Origin of the sequence: Ruegeria sp. ANG-R, from assembly GCF_000813985.1 — a bacterium.
Taxonomy (GTDB): domain Bacteria; phylum Pseudomonadota; class Alphaproteobacteria; order Rhodobacterales; family Rhodobacteraceae; genus Ruegeria.
In genome coordinates this window covers 153945-171764 of record NZ_JWLJ01000006.1, presented here as the reverse complement: position 1 = coordinate 171764, position 17820 = coordinate 153945, and the positions used below count along the sequence as shown (strand labels likewise).

The window sequence follows — 17820 nt, the reverse complement described above, 5'->3', positions numbered from 1 at the left end:
GCTTTGATGGTCGCACCTTGCCCGTTATTTGCGGATACTTTCTTGGAACCTGCAGGTCAGATTGCTTCGGATCAGAGGTCTCACCTGCTTTGGGTGACGGGGATCACGATGATTGCGGTCATACCGGTCTTTGTTCTGCTGCCACTGATCCTTTTGCGGTACCGCCGCGGTCGTTCCGGCGCGACTTACAAACCCAGATGGGAGTATTCTCTGCCGCTGGAGATTACGATGTGGGGCGTGCCTCTGTTTCTGGTGGGGGTGTTGTCGCTGGCGCTGTGGCAGTCGACACACAAACTTGACCCATACAAGCCGATTGAAGGCGCTGGGCCGCCAGTGAATGTGCAGGTGGTCGGGCTCGATTGGAAATGGCTGTTCATCTACCCGGATCTGGGGATTGCATCCGTTGGAGAACTGGCGATCCCGGTGGATCAGCCGGTTGCGATGACTCTGACCACTGATACGGTGATGCAGTCCTTCATCATCTCGTCTCTGGCTGGACAGATTTACGCCATGCCCGGCATGACCACAGAGCTGCATGTGATGGCAGATACAGTGGGTGCTTTCGAAGGTGAGAACACGCAATACAACGGCAATGGCTTCGTCGGTCAGAAGTTCATGACCAGGGCAATGGACACGGCGGATTTTGACGGCTGGGTGCAAAAGGTCAAGTCGGACGGCGTCGCGCTGGATGAGGCGGCTTATGGTGTTCTGGCTCGTCAAAGCAGCCAGGAAGAGGCGCATAAGGGCCTGGCCTCGGGGGCGATGCCTTCTGATGCAATCTGGTTTACCCTGCCTGACATACATCTGTTTCATAAAATCGTCGGTCGGTATCACACCGGCAAGCCGTTGCCGCTGGCCGCACAGCCCGGCACGGTCGAGTTTTCAGCCGCCACCCAAGAGGCCGCCCAATGACATATCAGGATATTTTCGGCCGCCTCACTCTGGATGCCCTGCCGTTTACCGCATTTATCCGTGCGCCCAGCGTAAACGAAGCCGTTGCCAGCACAGCTGCCAGCATCGTCGTGGTCGGCGCTTTGACCGTTCTTTTTCTGTTGACGAGGTACCGGCTTTGGGGTCCGCTTTGGCGGGACTGGTTGACCAGCACGGACCACAAGAAGATCGGTATCATGTATATCGTGTTCTCGTTGGTGATGATGACGCGCGGCGTGATTGAAGGCGTGGTGATGCGGACCCAACAGGCCTTTGGTCTGGATGGCGGCTTCCTGCAGCCCGATCATTTCGCGCAACTGTTTTCGACCCATGGCACGATCATGATCTTCTTTGTGGCGATGCCGTTTGTGGCGGGCTTCATCAATTATGTAATGCCCCTGCAGATCGGTGCGCGCGATGTGGCCTTTCCGGTAATGAACCAGATAAGCCTTGGGCTGACCGTGGCTAGCGGCGTCATGCTGATGGTGTCGTTGGTGGTGGGCAAGTTCTCGACCGGCGGCTGGTCGGCTTATCCGCCCTATACCGGGGCCGCCTTCAATCCCGGAGTGGGGCCTGATTACTGGATATGGGCCATCGTCGTGTCGGGGCTCGGGACCACGCTGAGCGGGATCAACTTTGCCACGACGATCTACAAGATGCGGGCGCCGGGCATGACCTTCTTCAGAATGCCGCTGTTTACCTGGACGGTTGTGTGTTCGTCGATCCTGATGGTCTTTGCGCTGCCGCCGCTCAGTGTTGCGGCTTTGCTGTTGGGGCTTGACCGGTATCTGGACTTCCACTTCTTCACCAATGACCTGGGCGGCAACATGATGAACTATGCCAACCTGTTCTGGCTGTTTGGCCACCCTGAGGTCTATCTGCTGGTGTTGCCGGCCTACGGCATGTTCTCGGAAGTCTTTGCCACCTATTCGGCCAAGCGCCTTTACGGGTACACCTCGTTGGTGATTGCGACGATGTCGATTGCGGTGCTGTCCTTCACGGTTTGGCTGCACCATTTCTTTACCATGGGCCAAAGCGCTCTGATCAATGCCGCCTTCGGGATCGCCACGATGCTGATCGCCATTCCGACCGGGGTGAAGGTCTATGACTGGATGGCGACGATGTATCGGGGGCGTATCCGCATATCCGTTCCGATGATCTATGGCATCGGTTTTCTGGTCCTGTTCGTCATTGGCGGCCTGACCGGGGTTATTCTGGCGAATCCCACGATTGACTATCAGGTGCACAACTCTCTGTTCCTGGTGGCGCATTTCCACAACGTGTTGATCCCGGGTGTGCTGTTCGGCCTGCTGGCGGGGTATAATTACTGGTTCCCCAAAGCCTTCGGCTTCCGGTTGAATGAACGGCTGGGCCGCCGGTCCGCTTTCCTGTGGATCGCAGGGTTCTCACTGACCTTCTTCCCGCTGTATTTTGTGGGCCTGATGGGTATGCCGCGCCGCTCGTTCAGCTATACCGATCCGGCCTTCGTGCCGTATATGATCGTCGCGGTTTTGGGTGCATTCTGCATCTTCTCGGCGCTGATCACCATTCTCGTGCAACTTAAGGTCTCGATCAAAGAACGGGATCAGAACCGGGTTCCGATTGGAGACCCTTGGGATGCGCGCACGCTGGAGTGGTCGATCCCGGCCCCGCCGCCAGAATACAACTTTGCCCTGCTGCCGCAGGTGCGCGAACGCGACGAGTTCGCCATGGCCAAGATCGAAGGTCGCGCCTATGCGGCCGAGGGCGATTATGAGGACATTGAAGTACCTAAAAACACACCCATCGGATTTGTCTTATGTGTGCTCAGCGGGGTCTGGATGTTCGCGCTGGTCTGGTGGATCTGGTGGCTGGCGGCTCTGGCTACCGCGCTGATCATCCTGGCGGTTATTCTGTGGACGTTCGACATTGACAATGAACACGTGATTCCGGCCGCCGACGTGCGCAAAGCCCATGAAGCCTGGCTGGAGCAAATACGTTTGACCAAGCCGGTGGATCGCGATCACGAAGCGGACCCATCCAATCAGGGCCTGGCCAAGACCGAGTTGGAGGGCTGACGATGCACGCAGTTGAAGTAAACCAGCATCCGGGCCTGAACCTGACGCAGCACTCTGACGTGCATGTGCCCAAGAACGCAACGGTCATTTTCGGGTTCTGGATCTTCCTGATGAGCGACATGGTCTTCTTTGGGCTCATGTTTGCCATCTACATCACTATGATCGGGGCAACGGCGGACGGGCCGGGACCGAAAGAGCTGTTCGACTTCACATCGCTGGCGCTTCAGACCGGTGCATTGCTGTTAAGCTCTCTGACTGCGGGCATGGCGCTGCTGGTCTTGAAGTACAATCAGCGCCAGCGGACCATGGTGCTGTGGTTGCTGGCGACGCTTATACTTGGCCTGACTTTCCTGACCCTTGAGGTGCGGGATTTCATAGCGATGTTCGCGATGGATGCCGGACCATGGCGAAGCGGGTATCTATCGGCCTTTTTCGGTCTGGTTCCCCTGCATGGCCTACACGTCACCATGGGCTGTCTGTGGCTCGTTGTTTTGCTGATTCAGCTGTCGATCTTCGGCATGGTTCCCAAGCTCAAGACCCGCTTCATGCGCTTTGCCCTGTTTTGGCACTTCCTTGATCTGATCTGGATTGGTATCTTTTCCATCGTTTACTTCGGAGCCTGGACTTATGGATAACAAAGAACAGTATTTGCGCGATCTGCGCACTTATGTTTACGGGTTCCTTCTGGCCGTTGTTCTGACGGTTGCTGCGTTCTGGGCTGCCCTCGGCAGCGGCTGGGCACCGGGGACGGTCCTGTCCGTAGTCGGTTTTTTGGGTCTGATCCAGCTCAGCGTTCACTTGCGATATTTCCTGCACATCGACCGCAGCCGACAACAACGAGAGGATCTGGATTTGATCCTGTTCACCAGCCTTGTTGTTCTGATCATCGTGCTGGGTACGATCTGGGTGTTGGGCAATCTTCATGAACGCATGCACATGCATATGTAAGGCCCGGGCAGATAATGCTCGGTGATCTGTAATTCAGATGTTCCGTGACACGCGCCAGACCGAAAATGATCTGCTTCTGTATCTTATTGCCCTGATCATCGGGGTCATGGCCGGAGCAGTCGGCGCTTTGTTCCACCTTTCGTTGGACTATATTTTCGCGCGCTATGACGCGTTCCTTCAGGGTATGGGGCATGGCTGGAGTGCCGCATTTATTGCTGTCCCATTGTCGGCCGGGATGGCAGTGACGGCGGTCTGGCTGACCCGCAGATTCGCGCCGGAAACGGCCGGAAGTGGCGTTCAGGAAATAGAAGGAGCCATGGATGGTCAACGCGAGGTCTTCTGGTTGCGCGCATTGATCATCAAGTTCTTCGGTGGTCTGCTTGCCTTGGGCTCGGGGCTGGTTCTGGGACGCGAAGGGCCGACCATTCACATGGGGGCGGCTATTGCTCAGGGCGTCGCAGAGCGGTCAGAACTTCCTTTGCATGAACGGCGTGGACTATTGGCGGCAGGGGCCGCGGCCGGACTGGCCGCTGCGTTCAACGCGCCGCTTGCGGCGATTGTCTTTGTGACTGAGGAAATGCAACGTGTTTTTCCGTTTTCGCGGCGCACCTATGTCTCGCTGATTATTGCGGCGATTGCCAGCGCGATTACGGCCGAGTCAATTGCTGGCAGGCACCCTTTGATCGAGATTGTCGTCCATCAGTTGCCCTTTGCCGCCTTTCCATTTGCGGTGCTTCTGGGGTTTGTCCTCGCATTGGTTGGCGTTGTGTTCAATCACCTGCTTTTGCGCGCACTCGACGCGGTGGATCAGCTGCCTGAACGGCTGTGGTGGTCCCCTGCGCTGATTTTAGGAGCAGTAGCCGGATTGTTACTGGTTGTCTTCCCCGAGGCCGTTCGTGGCGGAGAAGGTTTGGTCCTGCAGCTGTCGGGTGTGGAGCTCGGCGTTCTGGCCTTGTTCCTGATGTCATTGTTGCGGTTCGCCGGTTCGATCCTCTCTTATGCGGCGGGGACGCCCGGAGGCATCTTTGCCCCGATGCTCGCCATCGCCGCCAGCGTCGGGCTGGCCATCGAAGCGCTGGTCGGTCACGCAAGTCCGATGCACGATGTCCAACATGCCGGCGCCATTCTGGCAATGGGTGCCCTTTTTACCGCATCGGTCCGCGCGCCCGTTGTCGCCGTGATCCTTGTAATGGAATTGACAGCTGCTTACTCCCTGCTACTGCCCCTACTGATTGCGTGTGCAACATCGGCAATCGTGGCGCAAGCTCTGGGGGGCAAACCCGTCTATGAAATGCTGCTGGACCGGACGCTCCGCAAAGCAGCAATGGCAAAGGAAAATCTTGGCTGATGCTACAGACGGCAAAATCAGGACCTTTTCAGCCCTGCCACTCGGCATCGGTGGCGTCTTTTCGGATCATGGCGCGGCATGAGATGTGTAGAGCGTCCGGCTAAATCACCTACCAACTGGCGCTGGTGGGGTTTTCGACATACCGCTCCAAGTACGGAAGTGCGATGTCTTCGGTGATTGCACCGTTGGTCTTCGAAAAATACCCGCGCCCCAAAAGTGTTTTTTTGCGCTTCGGGAACTCACGCTACACTTTGCGGGAAGACCGCCCCTTCATCAAACATCGGGCTAATATCATTAGGCCACTGGACTCACCATGAACGAGCGTTTCCTGTAGAAATCATCGGAGCGCTGGCCGGGGAACAGTCTGCTGACTACATTACCTTGGACGAGCCTCAGTCATATAGAATCTGCTGCGAGTCGGAGTGCGTCGTCAGAAAAACAACGGGACCCATCATGGTTTGTTAGTTTGCTGTTTCTTTGTAGGAGTGTTTAAGTCAGTTCATCGCGGCGGCTAAGAACTCGGGTCTGTAATTTGAGTGGTCTCGAGAAAATCAATGGTCTTTGCGAGCGAAGGAATCGCCGATATCGCGCCGTAACTGCAGGTTGACAAAGCTGCAGCTGCGTTTGCAATAGCCCCACAATGCCTTAGGTCCATTCCGTTCAAATGAGCCGCCAGGAAAGCACCATTGAAGCAATCTCCCGCTCCGGTCGCATCCACTGCAGAGACGCTGTGTGGCGGACAGAGATAGCGTTCATCTTTTGAGGACAGAAAAACTCCGGCATTGCCCATCGTAAGCGCTACCACCGAAGGGCCGAGATCGTGGTAGAAGTCTGCGATATCCTGAGGGCTATCCAAACCTGTCAACTGCCGAGCATCATCAATCCCGGGCAGTGCAATGTCGCAAAGCTCCATCACTTTGTGGGTTACCGTCCTGGCTTGCTCCAAGGACCAGAGAGCCGTGCGCAGGTTCGGATCGAATGCAAAGAGACCCTGACCTGCTCTGGTTAACTCAGCCGCCTCGATCACGGCATCGCGAGACGACTCGCTTATGGCAAGACTGATGCCGGAAGAATAAAGAATCCCGCAATTCTGCAGCGCTTCGATAGGTAAATCACCCCGATCATAGCTGCTAGCCGCTGAACCCTTTCGGCGATAAGTGAAGTGATGCCCATCCTCGTCATGGGTCACGAAATAGAGGCCCAGGTCTTTATCAAACGTGTCCAGTGCATAGTCGTCGCACACGGATTCGAGTCTCCACAAATCTCTCAGGTTTTGCGAGAAGAAATCTTTACCCACGCGCGTCAACATGCCTGAGCTCGCTCCCTGCCTGGCCGCTGCTATTGCAACGTTGGAGACATCACCGCCGAAGCTCGGGACAAAGGTAGTGTCCGGTTGTTGATTGAGCTCGATGAGTGGCTCACCCAGGCACAGGAGATCAGTCATTATGTTTCCTCAGTTGTCAGGGTTTGTTGGTGCGCGCCGAGCTGTCACCAGACCTGTCCTCTGGCGGCAACTGGCGTTGATCCGAGGTGCTTGGACCCTCTGACAAGTTCGACGCGGTTCAGCATGTTGGCAACGACGCACGCATGGTTGGGAACGATTTGGACTTGGTCGCCGACTTCAAGACCAATTGGTCCCTCAGAGACAATCCGCCCATGCTCTTCGCTGAGTTGATCGATGACGAGGTCGTCACGTCCCAGGATATGACCATGACCATTCAAGCCCAACAGATCGGACGTGAGAACCTTGGAGCCGGCGTCTATGATCGCGCGCTTCTCAGATGGGACCGAAACAACGGTTGCAAGAACCGTGAGGGCACAGTCTTCCCAGCTGCAGGTTCCCCTTTCGACCAACGACCGGTCGTTATACGCATATGTACCGATACGGTACTCGGTCGCGAGGGGCATTTCATGCGCGTGCCACATATCTGGGGAGCCACCAGAGGAAACGACCTCGACCGATAGTCCTTTCGCCGCGATCAGGTTTTTCGTTTGCGTCAACCACGCGGTGACCTTTGAGGCAGCTCCAGCTGGTGGGTATGTCATAAGCCCGCGAAACGTAAGACCGGGGAGCGCGTCGATTTCTGCCGCAAGCGTTGCGGCTTCTTCGGGGTCAGAGACGCCGCATCGTGCGGCGCCTGTGTCGCATTCGACAAGGACGGGCAGAGGCGACGTTGCAGTCGCAAATGCGCCACTGAGACCTCGAACGACGGTCAGGTTGTCTGCAACGACAGACAGTTTGACTTTCTCGGATAACGCGCGCAGCCGCGCCAGCTTTGCCTCGCCAAGTATATTATAGGTTATCAACACATCATCGATGCCGCCATCGGCGATCATCGCTTCAGCCTCACTTATTTTCTGGCACGTAATTCCAATCGCGCCGCGCCCAATCTGAAAGTTCGCCAGCGCCGGCATTTTGTGCGTCTTGATATGCGGTCTCACCTTGATCCCATGCGAGTCGCAATAGGTCTGGAATCTGGAGATGTTCGCTTCTGCCACGTCGAGATCTACGACGACTGATGGCGTGTCTATTCTCAAACTTTCCAAAGGAACCTCCCAAATCCGCGCCGGTTTCAAAGGCCTCCCAAGACGCTTTGTTGTCATACCAGTTGACAGAAGCAATGTAGCGTGGCATTTCTGATTCCGCAATACCGATATGTATTCCGATATACCGGAACAATTTGCGAGAGTTGCAACTAGGAGGATCAAAATGCTGAAAAATCTAAAGACTGCGGGTCTTGCCGCGCTGTTCGTGGGTTCCGCTGTTGGTGCGGCTCATGCGGACAAGCTGCAGGATGTCCTGGATCGCGGGTATCTGATTGCCGGGTCCGGCAGCACCAATGCGCCATGGCACTTCAAGGACGAGAACAACGAGCTGGTCGGTTTTGACATCGACATGCTGCGGTTGATCGCGAAGGGTCTGTTCGACGATCCGACAAAAGTAGAATTCGTGAACCAATCCGGCGATGCGCGTATTCCCAACCTTGCAACCGACAAGGTCGACGTAACCTGCCAGTTCATGACAGTGACCCCGGGCCGCGCGCAGCAGGTTGAATTCACGATCCCGTATTATCGCGAAGGCGTTGGCCTGATGTTGTTGGATGGCGGAGACTATGCCGACTACGAAGCGCTGAAGGCCGGCGGCAGTGACGTGACTGTGTCGGTGCTACAGAATGTCTATGCGGAAGACATGGTTCACGCCGCTCTGCCCGAGGCGAATGTCGATCAGTACGAAAGTGTCGATCTGATGTATCAGGCGCTGAACTCGGGGCGTGCGGATGCCGCGGCAACGGATCAGTCGTCGCTCAGCTGGTTCATGGCGCAAAACCCGGATCGTTACAAAGATGCCGGTTTTGGCTGGAATCCTCAGAGTTATAGCTGCGCCGTTAAGCCCGGCGATCAACGCTGGCTGAACTTTGTGAACTCGGTGCTGCACGAAGCCATGACAGGTGTCGATTTCAACACCTATGCCGCTTCGTATCAACAGTGGTTCGGCTCTGAACTGAGCCCGCCGCAGATCGGTTTCCCGGTCGAGTTCAAGTAAACGAACAGCACCAGAGATAAGCCAATGGACTATGACTTCAACTTTGCCGCTGTCTGGCGCGACTTCGATCTGCTGCTGTCGGGCCTGGGGCTTGGGATCTTGCTTGCCCTGATCTCAATCGCAATTGGTTGCCTGATTGGTCTGTTGGCTGCTTTCGGGATGCTGTCCAAGCGCAGGGCGATCAGGTGGATCTCGCTCTCCTACGTATCAGCGATCCGGAACACTCCCATTCTGATCCTGATCCTGTTCACCTTTTTTGCCCTGCCGCAGCTTGGCATCCGGCTTGGAAAGATCGAGTCTTTCATCGTGACCCTGTCCGTTTATGCCGGGGCCTATCTTACGGAAGTGTTCCGGGCCGGTCTCGTTGCCTTGCCAAAGGGGCTGCGCGAGGCGGGCCTGACAATCGGGTTGACCGAATTCCGCACAAAGCTGCTGATTACAATCCCGGTGATGCTCAGGAATGTTCTGCCATCGCTCAGCAACAATTTCATTTCGCTGTTCAAGGACACGTCTTTGGCTGCTGCCATCGCGGTGCCCGAGCTGACCTTTTATGCGCGAAAGATCAATGTCGAAACCTTCCGGGTTATCGAAACCTGGCTGGTCGCCAGCCTGATGTATGTCGTCACCTGCTACGTCATAGCCGCTGTTCTGAGGCAGGTCGAAACGCGCCTGGCCATTCCGAGGTAATTCACAATGGAAATTCTACAGACATTGGAAGCGATCTGGTTAGCCCGTACAGCGATACTTGACGGCCTTTGGAACACAATTCAGATCTCATTTCTGTCAATTCTCCTTGGGACCATCCTTGGAATAATCGTCGGGCTTATTCTGACCTATGGAAACCGAGCGGCCCGGTTCGCAATCAGAATCTATTCGGATTTTCTGCGTGGAACGCCCGTTTTTGTTCTTATTCTGGCTTGCTTTTACATCCTGTCGGTTGTCGGGCTTGATCTGACGGCGTTTCAGGCAGGTGTGTTTGCTCTGACCCTGTTCTGCAGCTCGCATGTCGGCGAGATCGTCCGGGGTGCTCTGCAGGCGATCCCAAAGGGCCAGACCGAGGCCGCAAAGTCGATCGGTCTGACGTTCTCCAAGACCTTCTTTTCGGTGCTTCTTCCCCAGGCCCTGCGTCAGATACTTCCGACCTGGGTGAATACGGCAACGGAAATTGTAAAAGCCTCGACGCTGCTTTCGATCATTGGCGTTGTCGAGTTGTTGCTTGCCGTTCAGCAGATCATCTCGCGCACATATCTCAGCCTGGAGCTGTATTTCTTCGCGGGATTCGTCTTCTTCATCATCAACTTTGCGATCGAAAAAGCCGGGCGCTACGTCGAACGTAAGGTCGCGATCCCAACCTGAGGTTTCCGCATGTCACAAAATCTTCTGGAAATTCAGAATCTACATAAACGCTTTGGTCAGCTTGAAGTTCTCAAGGGTATCGATCTGACGATGCGGCAAGGCGATGTCGTTAGCCTGATTGGTTCAAGTGGATCGGGAAAAACCACGCTTCTACGCTGCGTCAATCTGCTGGAAGAATACGAAGAGGGTGTTGTCGCCGTCGAGGGTGAGCAGATCGGGTACAAGCAAAAAGGTGGGAAGCGGGTTCGGCTCTCCGAAAAAGAGATCGCCCGACAGCGCGCCATGACGGGTATGGCATTCCAGCACTTCAACCTGTTCCCGCATATGACAGCCGTTCGCAATGTCATGTTAGGGCTGATCAAAACGCGCGGGATGGACAAGGACGAGGCCCATTCCATCGCCGAGAAGTGGTTGGAGCGCGTCGGTATGTTGCAGCGAAAGGATCACTTTCCCGGTCAGTTGTCCGGCGGTCAGCAACAACGGGTCGCAATCGCCCGCGCGATTGCCATGAACCCCAAATTGATGTTGTTCGATGAGGTGACATCAGCCCTTGATCCAGAGCTGGTCAACGAAGTGTTGGCCGTGGTTCTGGATCTGGCGAAAGACGGCATGACCATGTTGCTCGTCACACATGAAATGCAGTTCGCACATGATGTCTCCAACCGCGTGATTTTCATGCAGGACGGGCGGATCGGCGAAGAAGGCCCGCCGAAAGAGCTGTTCAAGAAACCGAAATCGGAACGGCTTGCTGCGTTCCTCAAAAGCTCAAAATTCTAAACGAGGTACACCTATGACAATCAAGAGGCACGGACTGAATCAATCCAAGGGATCGGGGCAACAGGCACTGCCATTCGCCAAGGCGACGGAAGCAGAGGGCTGGCTTTATGTCTCGGGTCAGACCCCGATGGTCGATGGCGAAGTCATCGACGGAGGGATCGTGCCTCAGGCGCATCAGGCCATTCGCAACATGATCGCAATCGTCGAAGATGCCGGATACAGCACGGCCGACATCATGCGGATCGGGGTCTGGCTGGACGACCCGCGCGATTTCTGGAGTTTTAACAAAGTGTTCGCCGAATACTTTGGAGACAACCCGCCCGCCCGCGCATGTGTGCAATCCGCCATGGTCGTCGACTGCAAGGTTGAAGTGGACTGTATCGCCTTCCATAAAGTAGGCTGATTCCGTCAGCAAACAGTGGGCAGCAGTCGATGTCGAAGGATGGCAAACCAAAAACCAAGGCCAGAGGGCTGGACCGTGCTTTCGCGATCCTTGATCACCTATGCCAGGTTGGTTTGCCACAACGGCCCATTGAAATTGCCGAAGGTATGGGTGCCCCGAAATCATCGATTTATGATCTTGTTGCGTTGCTTCTGGCCTCAAATGTTCTGGAAAAGATAGACGCGGATGGTCGCGTCTTTCTGGGCCCAAAACTCAATTTTTGGAGCACCAACTACCGCAAGCACTTTGATCTGGGTGGTATCGTCCGCCCGATACTTGAAAACGTTACTGCCCGAACGCGTGAAACATCGCAGTTTTGCACGCTTGATGGTGACAAATACTATGTCGCGATGATGAATGAGGGAAACCGGCCGTTTCGGATCAGCGCGGACGTCGGGGAGCGGACGCCGATACCGTGGACGGCATCGGGCCGTTTACTGATTTCGCATCTGAGTGATCAGGAGATTATTGACCTAATTCCCGAAGAGGATTTTCACCTGCCGGACGGGTCATACTTGGAGCCGAGCAGTTTCATAGAAAGTGTCCGAAAGGCTAACGCAGACCAGTTTTTCGATTTCGACAGCATAGCCGACAATTTCACACATTGTTTTGCTGCTCCTGTCTACGGTTTGAATAATCGATGTATTTACACGCTCTGCATCATCGCTCCTCAAGGTGATGCAGAGAAGAACTATGATGAATACCGCTCGGCTCTTGTTGAAGCGGCTGAAATATTATCCAAAAAGCTAACAGCGCAAACAAGCTCAATGTCAGAAATGGCCGCTGAGTAGGTTTAAGCTTATTGAATCAGTATCGCCCCACGGTCTCCTATGGGTGTTGTCGAGTGAGTTTTGCTTCAGCGGAGTCAGCTTGCGACGGAACTCACAGGGAAGCTCATGCCTCTATTGGGACGCCTTTGGGCGGCCCATGACGTGCTAATCGCGACCCGTTAGATGTCTGGGGGTTACGTTCACCACTATCGGCTAAGGTTCTGCTTTATAATGATTACTTGATGGCCATGGTGGGTGGCGGAGACGAAGGGATTCGAACCCTCGAGACGGTTTCCCGCCTACTCCCTTAGCAGGGGAGCGCCTTCGACCACTCGGCCACGTCTCCGTCGGTGGGTATATCCTTGCAAGCAGCGGGAATACAAGGCAAAATTTCCTTTTTTTGCTTCGCCCTGACAAAATTACTGAACCCGTTGAAATCACGGTAAAACACACCGATTTACGAGGGTTATGGGCGAGATTTGAACCGTTTTTCTGAAGTATTTCCGGGCGCCGAACCACCCAACCATCAGGTTCGAAACACCGCAACACATCGAAGCCCCGTTCGGTATCGCCGCGTTGACAGTGAGATCATCATCTGCGCGAGAAGAATTTTTCTTTTCGCAGTTCAATCCCCTCTCCTGTGAGCAGTAGAGATAGCGCATGTCAAAACAAACGGAAAAAGGCGTGAAGTGTGCTGATATACAAGTTTAATATGCTGCGCACAGTTTAGCTATTGGCCACTAGACAGAACCCTTCCCCGATCTTGTCCATCCGTTGCTGAGCTGAGCGCCAGCGCTGCCGGCGATCTTCGGTCGAACGATTTCGAAAGTTCCATGGTCCGTCACCGCCGGAGCCGGGTCGAGACCAAGGTGCATTACGTGACGTTGGTGGGACAAAGCCTCATGGCGCTGGACTTCGATCGGCAAGTCGCGGAGATCCAGGTCCGCATCGCGGTGCTCAGTCGCTTCGCTTGGCATACCCATCACAGACGGACATCGGGCAAGTCTGTCCGGGGAAAGGGGAAGTCCGACCACAACCCGATTTGTGCAACGAAACCAGCACCCACTGCAGAACCGGCAGCACGGATTCGTCCCGGGAAAATGAAAGTTATGCTCAAAGCCCAATTTAGGCATCAAAGCTTCAGAGAGCAGTATCAGCAGCGATTGCAAGGCCCCAAGCGCGAAGAGCAGATCTGCGACTGGATGAGTACAGGTGTTAACTCCATATCCAATAGGTGAATTTCTGTGTCCGTATGGCGACAATTGAGTGCAAGCGACTTGACGAAGTCCTATTTTTTGAGAGCTATCTGTGTTTGATGCTAATTTCAGGCGTTCCAGATAACCACTCAGGTTTAAAACTAACTCATGGGCAAGCTGTTTTCTTTGCACAAAGTAAATCCGTTGGGGGATACGACGTATCATAACCGTCACGAAGCCAGGAACCAAACGCGGCGTAAGACGATACTCGAACGCTGCAACAAGGGAGGGCGGAGCCTAGATATTGGCTGCAACCAAGGCTATTTCTCCAAAGCCTTGTTGGAAAGCGGACTGACCGAAGCAGCGGATGCGATTGAGTACGATGAAAGTATTGTAGATCCCGCATTGAAGGCCGACCCAAGGTTCACCTTGTTTGCCGGTAACGCCTTGGATTTCCCGTTCGAACACAACTACGATACGGTGCTATACTGCGCGGTTCACCATCATATTGTCGGTAAATTTGGGTATACGAGCGCAATGCGTTTCTGGCTCAAGATTCTCGAACACACAAAACATGCAATCATCTTTGAAACCGGTCAATTGGGTGAAGGGTCGCGATGGTATTGGCAGCGCGCGCTTAGAAAATACTACACGTCCGACGAAGCTTACCTGTCGGATCTTTGCCGGGCGGCTGGGGACCGCCTGGAATCCGTGGAGGTGATCGGGCGAAATCGGATTCACGGTATCAACCGATGGCTTCTAAAGTTCAACCTAAAGGAAAGAAATGAGAGTCGACAGGCTGAGGCAATGACTGACGAAATCGTCGTTCAAAATTGCTACCAACGCACTGTCGGTTCAAACAACCAACTACTGGTAAGCCAGAGTGAAGTAGCGCCAAGCGATCCCGAAAACTTGCACGAAGGAGTTTCGTTCCAGAGAGGCACTACCAAGGACGGAGTACCTGTTTTTCTGAAAAAGTACTTGGCAAATGAAAGAGCACTTGCAGAAGCAGAGGTCGGGAGCCAGGTGAACGACCCGCGGTTTGTTACCCCAATCGGCCTTCATTCAGAGCATGGGCTCGTGTTCCCCTACGTTGATGCAGGGGTTTTGGGCAAGTATACGAGGCCCCAAATTGCAGATAAAGCGGCTATGTCTGAGCGACTTAAGGCAATCTACGCTTACGCGACTGAGAAGGACATCGCCGTTCAATACGGACCGTCGCGTTCGCTGGAATTGATTCAGGTAATAGATATGCACCCAAACAACTTTTTCTTCGACGCGTCGCGCGATGAGCTAAGGTGTTTTGACTTGGAACTGTTCGGCCTCAACAATGCTTCGCGCAACGGGTTGCATCTGTCACGGTTACTTTGGAGATATGGGTCGCGTCGGCCGCGATGGCTACTTCTGGTGGTAACGCTTCGTATGCAATACCTTGTTCACGTAGTGAAACAGATTTTCGAGCCCCCTGAGCGGCGCGTTCTTGAAAACACAGTTAGTCCATGGGGTTGGTTCGTCATCAAGGTTCGGGAAGCAGCGGATACGTTAATTATCAAGATCCTTCCACGGTTCAAGGAATGACAACGGCAGCAGGCTCGCGCCACGACGCTAGCCTCTCAAGCGTTGACCCACGTCGCTCCACCGCTTCCAACTTATGTAAGGTGCGTTAGGTGCTCCATATTCTCTAGGTGCATCCGACTATCGTAACTATTTGCGGCAGAACGGTAATATCCCGCCTGTAGCGCACTGGCCCTCAACGCGTAGCTTGACATGGCTGTTCGGAGAATAGGGCTAAAGACGCGTCGCTTACTCGTCAGGCAACGAGGGTAGGTCGCTCATGATGTACCCCCGAAATCCAGAGCTTGAACCACGCTGCTAGGGCAACAAGTTAAAATGTGGCCAGAACCTTGGAAGATCTCTACGGCGGCGGTGGATGAGCTACCACCGCAGAAGCCGCGCAAAATGAAGATGAACGGCGTCAAACGGCTTGACCAAAGTCTCATATCTCAAGACTTCAACCGGCAGGCTGCGGGATTCCGGGGCTGGACCGCGATCTTCAGCCGCCAAACCGTTCTTTGCTGCCCTGTCAAAGTGCCCGTAGAATACTCCGTCCGGGAAAAAGAGGGGGGTACGTTCTCACCCAAATTGGTGCAACAAAACCGACTGGGATTGAAAGGCATCCAATGGCCTGCGCCAAAAAACTGCACTCCGTTCGTATTGCATATTTCGGCCTGTCGTTGAATATGCAGCCATGGGTAAGACGCTTCAAATCGACTTTTTTTCCCGCAAATGGCCGCCTGCGATGGGCGGCATGGAGACGTATTCCCATGAACTTGTAAAGGCACTCGCACCGCACGCAGAAGTCAGAGCCGTCACACTGCCCGGGAACCCAGATGGCAGCGTGCCCAAAACTGGTGCGTTGATGTGGTTCGGGCTTAGGGCTGGGCTAACGGTCCTGTTTTCTCGCAGGCCCGCCCCTGTGATCCACATCGCTGATATGGCAATTTGGCCATTTGCATTCTTGGCAAGGTTGCGCAAGCCAAGCACTAAAATGGTGGTGTCCGCACATGGTACTGACGTGGCCTTTCCGCTTCGCGGTGGCCTGCGTGGGCGTCTGTATGGCATGTATCTTGCGTTGGGTGCGCGCCTTCTGAAGAGTGCAACAATCATAGCCAATTCGTCCGCAACGGCAGCGCAAGTGCGGCGTTTTGGCTATCAACATGTGGTAGTAATTCCGCTTGCGGCTGAAGTGGAGGTTTCGGGCGAGTCCTCAACATCACCGCGCACAGTTTTGTTTTCGGGGCGCCTTATTGCGAGTAAAGGTTGCCGTTGGTTCATAGAGCAGGTGTTACCGCTTCTGCCCGAAGACATTTCGCTTGATGTGGCGGGCACAGTTTGGGACGAGGATGAACGCGCAGCACTGGCGGCGCCACGGGTTCGGTATTTGGGACGACTGGAGCAGGAAGAGCTCTGGCGATGTCAGCGCGATGCGCTCTGCGTCGTTATCCCCAATTTGGCGCAAGATGCCAGTCAATTCGAAGGTTTCGGCCTAGTCGCAGTCGAAGCAGCTGCTGCTGGTGGTGTGGTGGTGGCGGCGCGCCACGGCGGGATCGTCGACGCCGTCCAGGATAATGAAACGGGCTTTATCATAGCGCCCGGAGAGGCGAGCGAATGGGCTTCCAAAATCAAAGAGATAGCGGCATGGTCTGCCAGCGAAAGGTCGGCCTTTACGACCCGGGCGACTGCCATCTGCGCACGCCACTACAGCTGGACGCGCGTGGCTCAAGATACGATCGCACATTACCAAAACGTAGACGATCCAGCGTGAAGAGGCGTCGGTGATCGCGCGTTTCCAAGCATGGCGGAAGCAACCCTCGATCCGTCGGCGATTGCGTATCACAGGTTTGCTTCTGCTTTTGATCGGGGTTGGCTGGTCCGTATCCGCGTTGGACCTAACTTGGAGCGATCTGTCGCTCTATTATGTAGCACTCAACGTCTGCATACTGACGCCCGCTCTCCTCTTCGTGGCCGCCATAACCTTCCGCTTTACAGCAGCGTCCGCAAGTGAAGGTGTGTCGACGATTCAGGCCCTTCGTATTGTGGCGCACGCCAACGTCGCTGAGCTCCTGCCCCTTCCAGGTGGGGCACTTGTGCGCGGCGCAGCGCTCGTGGATGCGGGTGCAAGTGCTGGCGTAGCCACGCGACTCGTCTTGCTGACAGCGTTGCTGACGCTCGGTCTGACCATTGCTCTCTCCTCAGCAGCATTGGTAGCTCTGGACCACCGCGCCTGGGTCTGGCTGACAATGATATCCTTAACCGGGGTCGCAATAACCTTGTTTTTGCTCTCTCGTCAGGCCGAAGCGCGACTTCTCGCAGGAATGGTGGTTATTCGACTGGTGTCGTTCACGCTCAGTGCCGCGAGACTTGTTTTGGCCTTTGCAGCGTTGGGGCATACGGCCACGTGGCTCGAGGCAGCGCTATACACCGTTGCACCCTCATTGGGCGCGACGGTAGGGATTTTCCCGGCCGGGCTTGGATTGAATGAGGCTGTTGCCGCGGGTCTTGCCAAGCTTATCGCCTCTGCCCCGGCACCTGCTTTCCTGGCGGTGGCTCTCAATCGGGTTCTGGGCTTGGCCGTGGGTGCCGCATTTGTATTCGTAGCGGAAATGTGCAGCGAACGTAAGATATGACGCGGTTCTGTTGAAGCCGATGCGCTGCATAACGCAGAAAGCAATGTTCTGAAGCAAGCGCGAGTGCTTTTTTGTGATCAGGCTTTTCTGGTTCTCAGTGTTGCTGGACAGATCTTCGCCGGTTTGCAGAGGTTGGCGAGAGAGAAACATATGTGTTTTCGGCCAAGCTTTTCGTTATCTCTAAGGCCGCTCTGCCCAGACCTTGTAGTCGAACAATACACCATCGGCCTTGGCCTATTGAGCAGCCGATGACCTTCAGATAGGC

Annotated in this window: 16 protein-coding genes, 1 tRNA gene and 1 pseudogene; 15 read left to right on the top strand and 3 right to left on the bottom strand. The window is 55.0% G+C overall.

Annotated features, from left to right (window positions below; genetic code table 11):
* Positions 1-42 precede the first annotated feature (42 nt).
* From RA27_RS15315 to clcA, 5 genes are read left to right on the top strand one after another with little or no spacing between them, the layout of a single operon-like run.
* The gene (locus tag RA27_RS15315; RefSeq protein WP_241484083.1) at positions 43-912 is read left to right on the top strand and encodes a cytochrome ubiquinol oxidase subunit II; all 870 of its coding nucleotides are present in this window, start codon (positions 43-45) and stop codon (positions 910-912) included.
* On the top strand, positions 909-2987 hold the full coding sequence (locus tag RA27_RS15310) for a cbb3-type cytochrome c oxidase subunit I (protein ID WP_082025146.1): 2079 nt from the start codon (positions 909-911) through the stop codon (positions 2985-2987). Before RA27_RS15315 ends, RA27_RS15310 begins: the two co-directional genes overlap by 4 nt.
* 2 nt (positions 2988-2989) lie before the next feature.
* Complete coding sequence (locus RA27_RS15305) at positions 2990-3622, top strand: cytochrome c oxidase subunit 3 (protein ID WP_039540847.1); 633 nt, start codon at positions 2990-2992, stop codon at positions 3620-3622.
* Positions 3615-3935: a cytochrome o ubiquinol oxidase subunit IV gene (gene cyoD / locus RA27_RS15300; protein ID WP_039540843.1), complete on the top strand. Its 321-nt coding sequence runs from the start codon at positions 3615-3617 to the stop codon at positions 3933-3935. The genes RA27_RS15305 and cyoD overlap by 8 nt, the downstream gene beginning before the upstream one ends.
* A 37-nt stretch (positions 3936-3972) precedes the next feature.
* Positions 3973-5283 carry a H(+)/Cl(-) exchange transporter ClcA gene (gene clcA, locus RA27_RS15295; RefSeq protein WP_039540840.1) on the top strand — a complete coding sequence of 437 codons (1311 nt, stop codon included), beginning with the start codon at positions 3973-3975 and terminating at the stop codon, positions 5281-5283.
* 511 nt (positions 5284-5794) lie between these two features.
* Here clcA and RA27_RS15290 read toward each other — a convergent pair.
* Together RA27_RS15290 and RA27_RS15285 are read right to left on the bottom strand one after the other, a co-directional pair.
* Entirely contained in the window at positions 5795-6727 is a 933-nt protein-coding gene (locus RA27_RS15290) for a sugar kinase (protein ID WP_039540837.1), read from the bottom strand.
* A gap of 44 nt (positions 6728-6771) precedes the next feature.
* On the bottom strand, positions 6772-7782 hold the full coding sequence (locus RA27_RS15285; protein WP_241484090.1) for a D-TA family PLP-dependent enzyme: 1011 nt from the start codon (positions 7780-7782) through the stop codon (positions 6772-6774).
* A 211-nt stretch (positions 7783-7993) separates the two neighbouring features.
* Here RA27_RS15285 and RA27_RS15280 point away from each other — a divergent pair, with 211 nt between their 5' ends.
* Genes RA27_RS15280 through RA27_RS15255 form a run of 6 tightly spaced genes read left to right on the top strand, consistent with a single transcriptional unit; the run spans position 7994 to position 12193 of the window.
* Entirely contained in the window at positions 7994-8827 is an 834-nt protein-coding gene (locus tag RA27_RS15280; RefSeq protein ID WP_039540834.1) for a transporter substrate-binding domain-containing protein, read from the top strand.
* Positions 8828-8851: 24 nt separating this feature from the next.
* Positions 8852-9514: an amino acid ABC transporter permease gene (locus RA27_RS15275; protein WP_039540831.1), complete on the top strand. Its 663-nt coding sequence runs from the start codon at positions 8852-8854 to the stop codon at positions 9512-9514.
* 6 nt (positions 9515-9520) lie between these two features.
* Positions 9521-10183, top strand: coding sequence for an amino acid ABC transporter permease (locus RA27_RS15270; protein WP_039540828.1), 663 nt, complete (start codon positions 9521-9523; stop codon positions 10181-10183).
* Between the two features lie 9 nt (positions 10184-10192).
* Positions 10193-10960, top strand: coding sequence for an amino acid ABC transporter ATP-binding protein (locus RA27_RS15265; protein WP_039540825.1), 768 nt, complete (start codon positions 10193-10195; stop codon positions 10958-10960).
* Between the two features lie 13 nt (positions 10961-10973).
* Positions 10974-11363: a RidA family protein gene (locus RA27_RS15260; protein WP_039540822.1), complete on the top strand. Its 390-nt coding sequence runs from the start codon at positions 10974-10976 to the stop codon at positions 11361-11363.
* Positions 11364-11392: 29 nt separating this feature from the next.
* Positions 11393-12193 carry an IclR family transcriptional regulator gene (locus tag RA27_RS15255; RefSeq protein WP_039540819.1) on the top strand — a complete coding sequence of 267 codons (801 nt, stop codon included), beginning with the start codon at positions 11393-11395 and terminating at the stop codon, positions 12191-12193.
* A 235-nt stretch (positions 12194-12428) separates the two neighbouring features.
* On the opposite strand, the gene RA27_RS15250 is transcribed toward RA27_RS15255, so the two are convergent.
* Positions 12429-12518: transfer RNA gene (locus tag RA27_RS15250), tRNA-Ser, on the bottom strand.
* 496 nt (positions 12519-13014) lie between these two features.
* On the opposite strand from RA27_RS15250, the pseudogene RA27_RS24730 reads away from it, so the two are divergent.
* The 4 genes and pseudogenes from RA27_RS24730 to RA27_RS15225 form a co-directional block, all read left to right on the top strand.
* A pseudogene (locus RA27_RS24730) lies at positions 13015-13276 on the top strand (hypothetical protein); the annotation flags it as partial.
* Between the two features lie 260 nt (positions 13277-13536).
* The gene (locus tag RA27_RS15240) at positions 13537-14946 is read left to right on the top strand and encodes a class I SAM-dependent methyltransferase (protein ID WP_039540813.1); all 1410 of its coding nucleotides are present in this window, start codon (positions 13537-13539) and stop codon (positions 14944-14946) included.
* Between the two features lie 670 nt (positions 14947-15616).
* Positions 15617-16693: a glycosyltransferase family 4 protein gene (locus tag RA27_RS15230; RefSeq protein ID WP_039540807.1), complete on the top strand. Its 1077-nt coding sequence runs from the start codon at positions 15617-15619 to the stop codon at positions 16691-16693.
* A 10-nt stretch (positions 16694-16703) separates the two neighbouring features.
* Positions 16704-17555, top strand: a complete 852-nt coding sequence (locus RA27_RS15225) for a hypothetical protein (protein WP_039540805.1) — start codon at positions 16704-16706, stop codon at positions 17553-17555.
* Positions 17556-17820 lie beyond the last annotated feature (265 nt).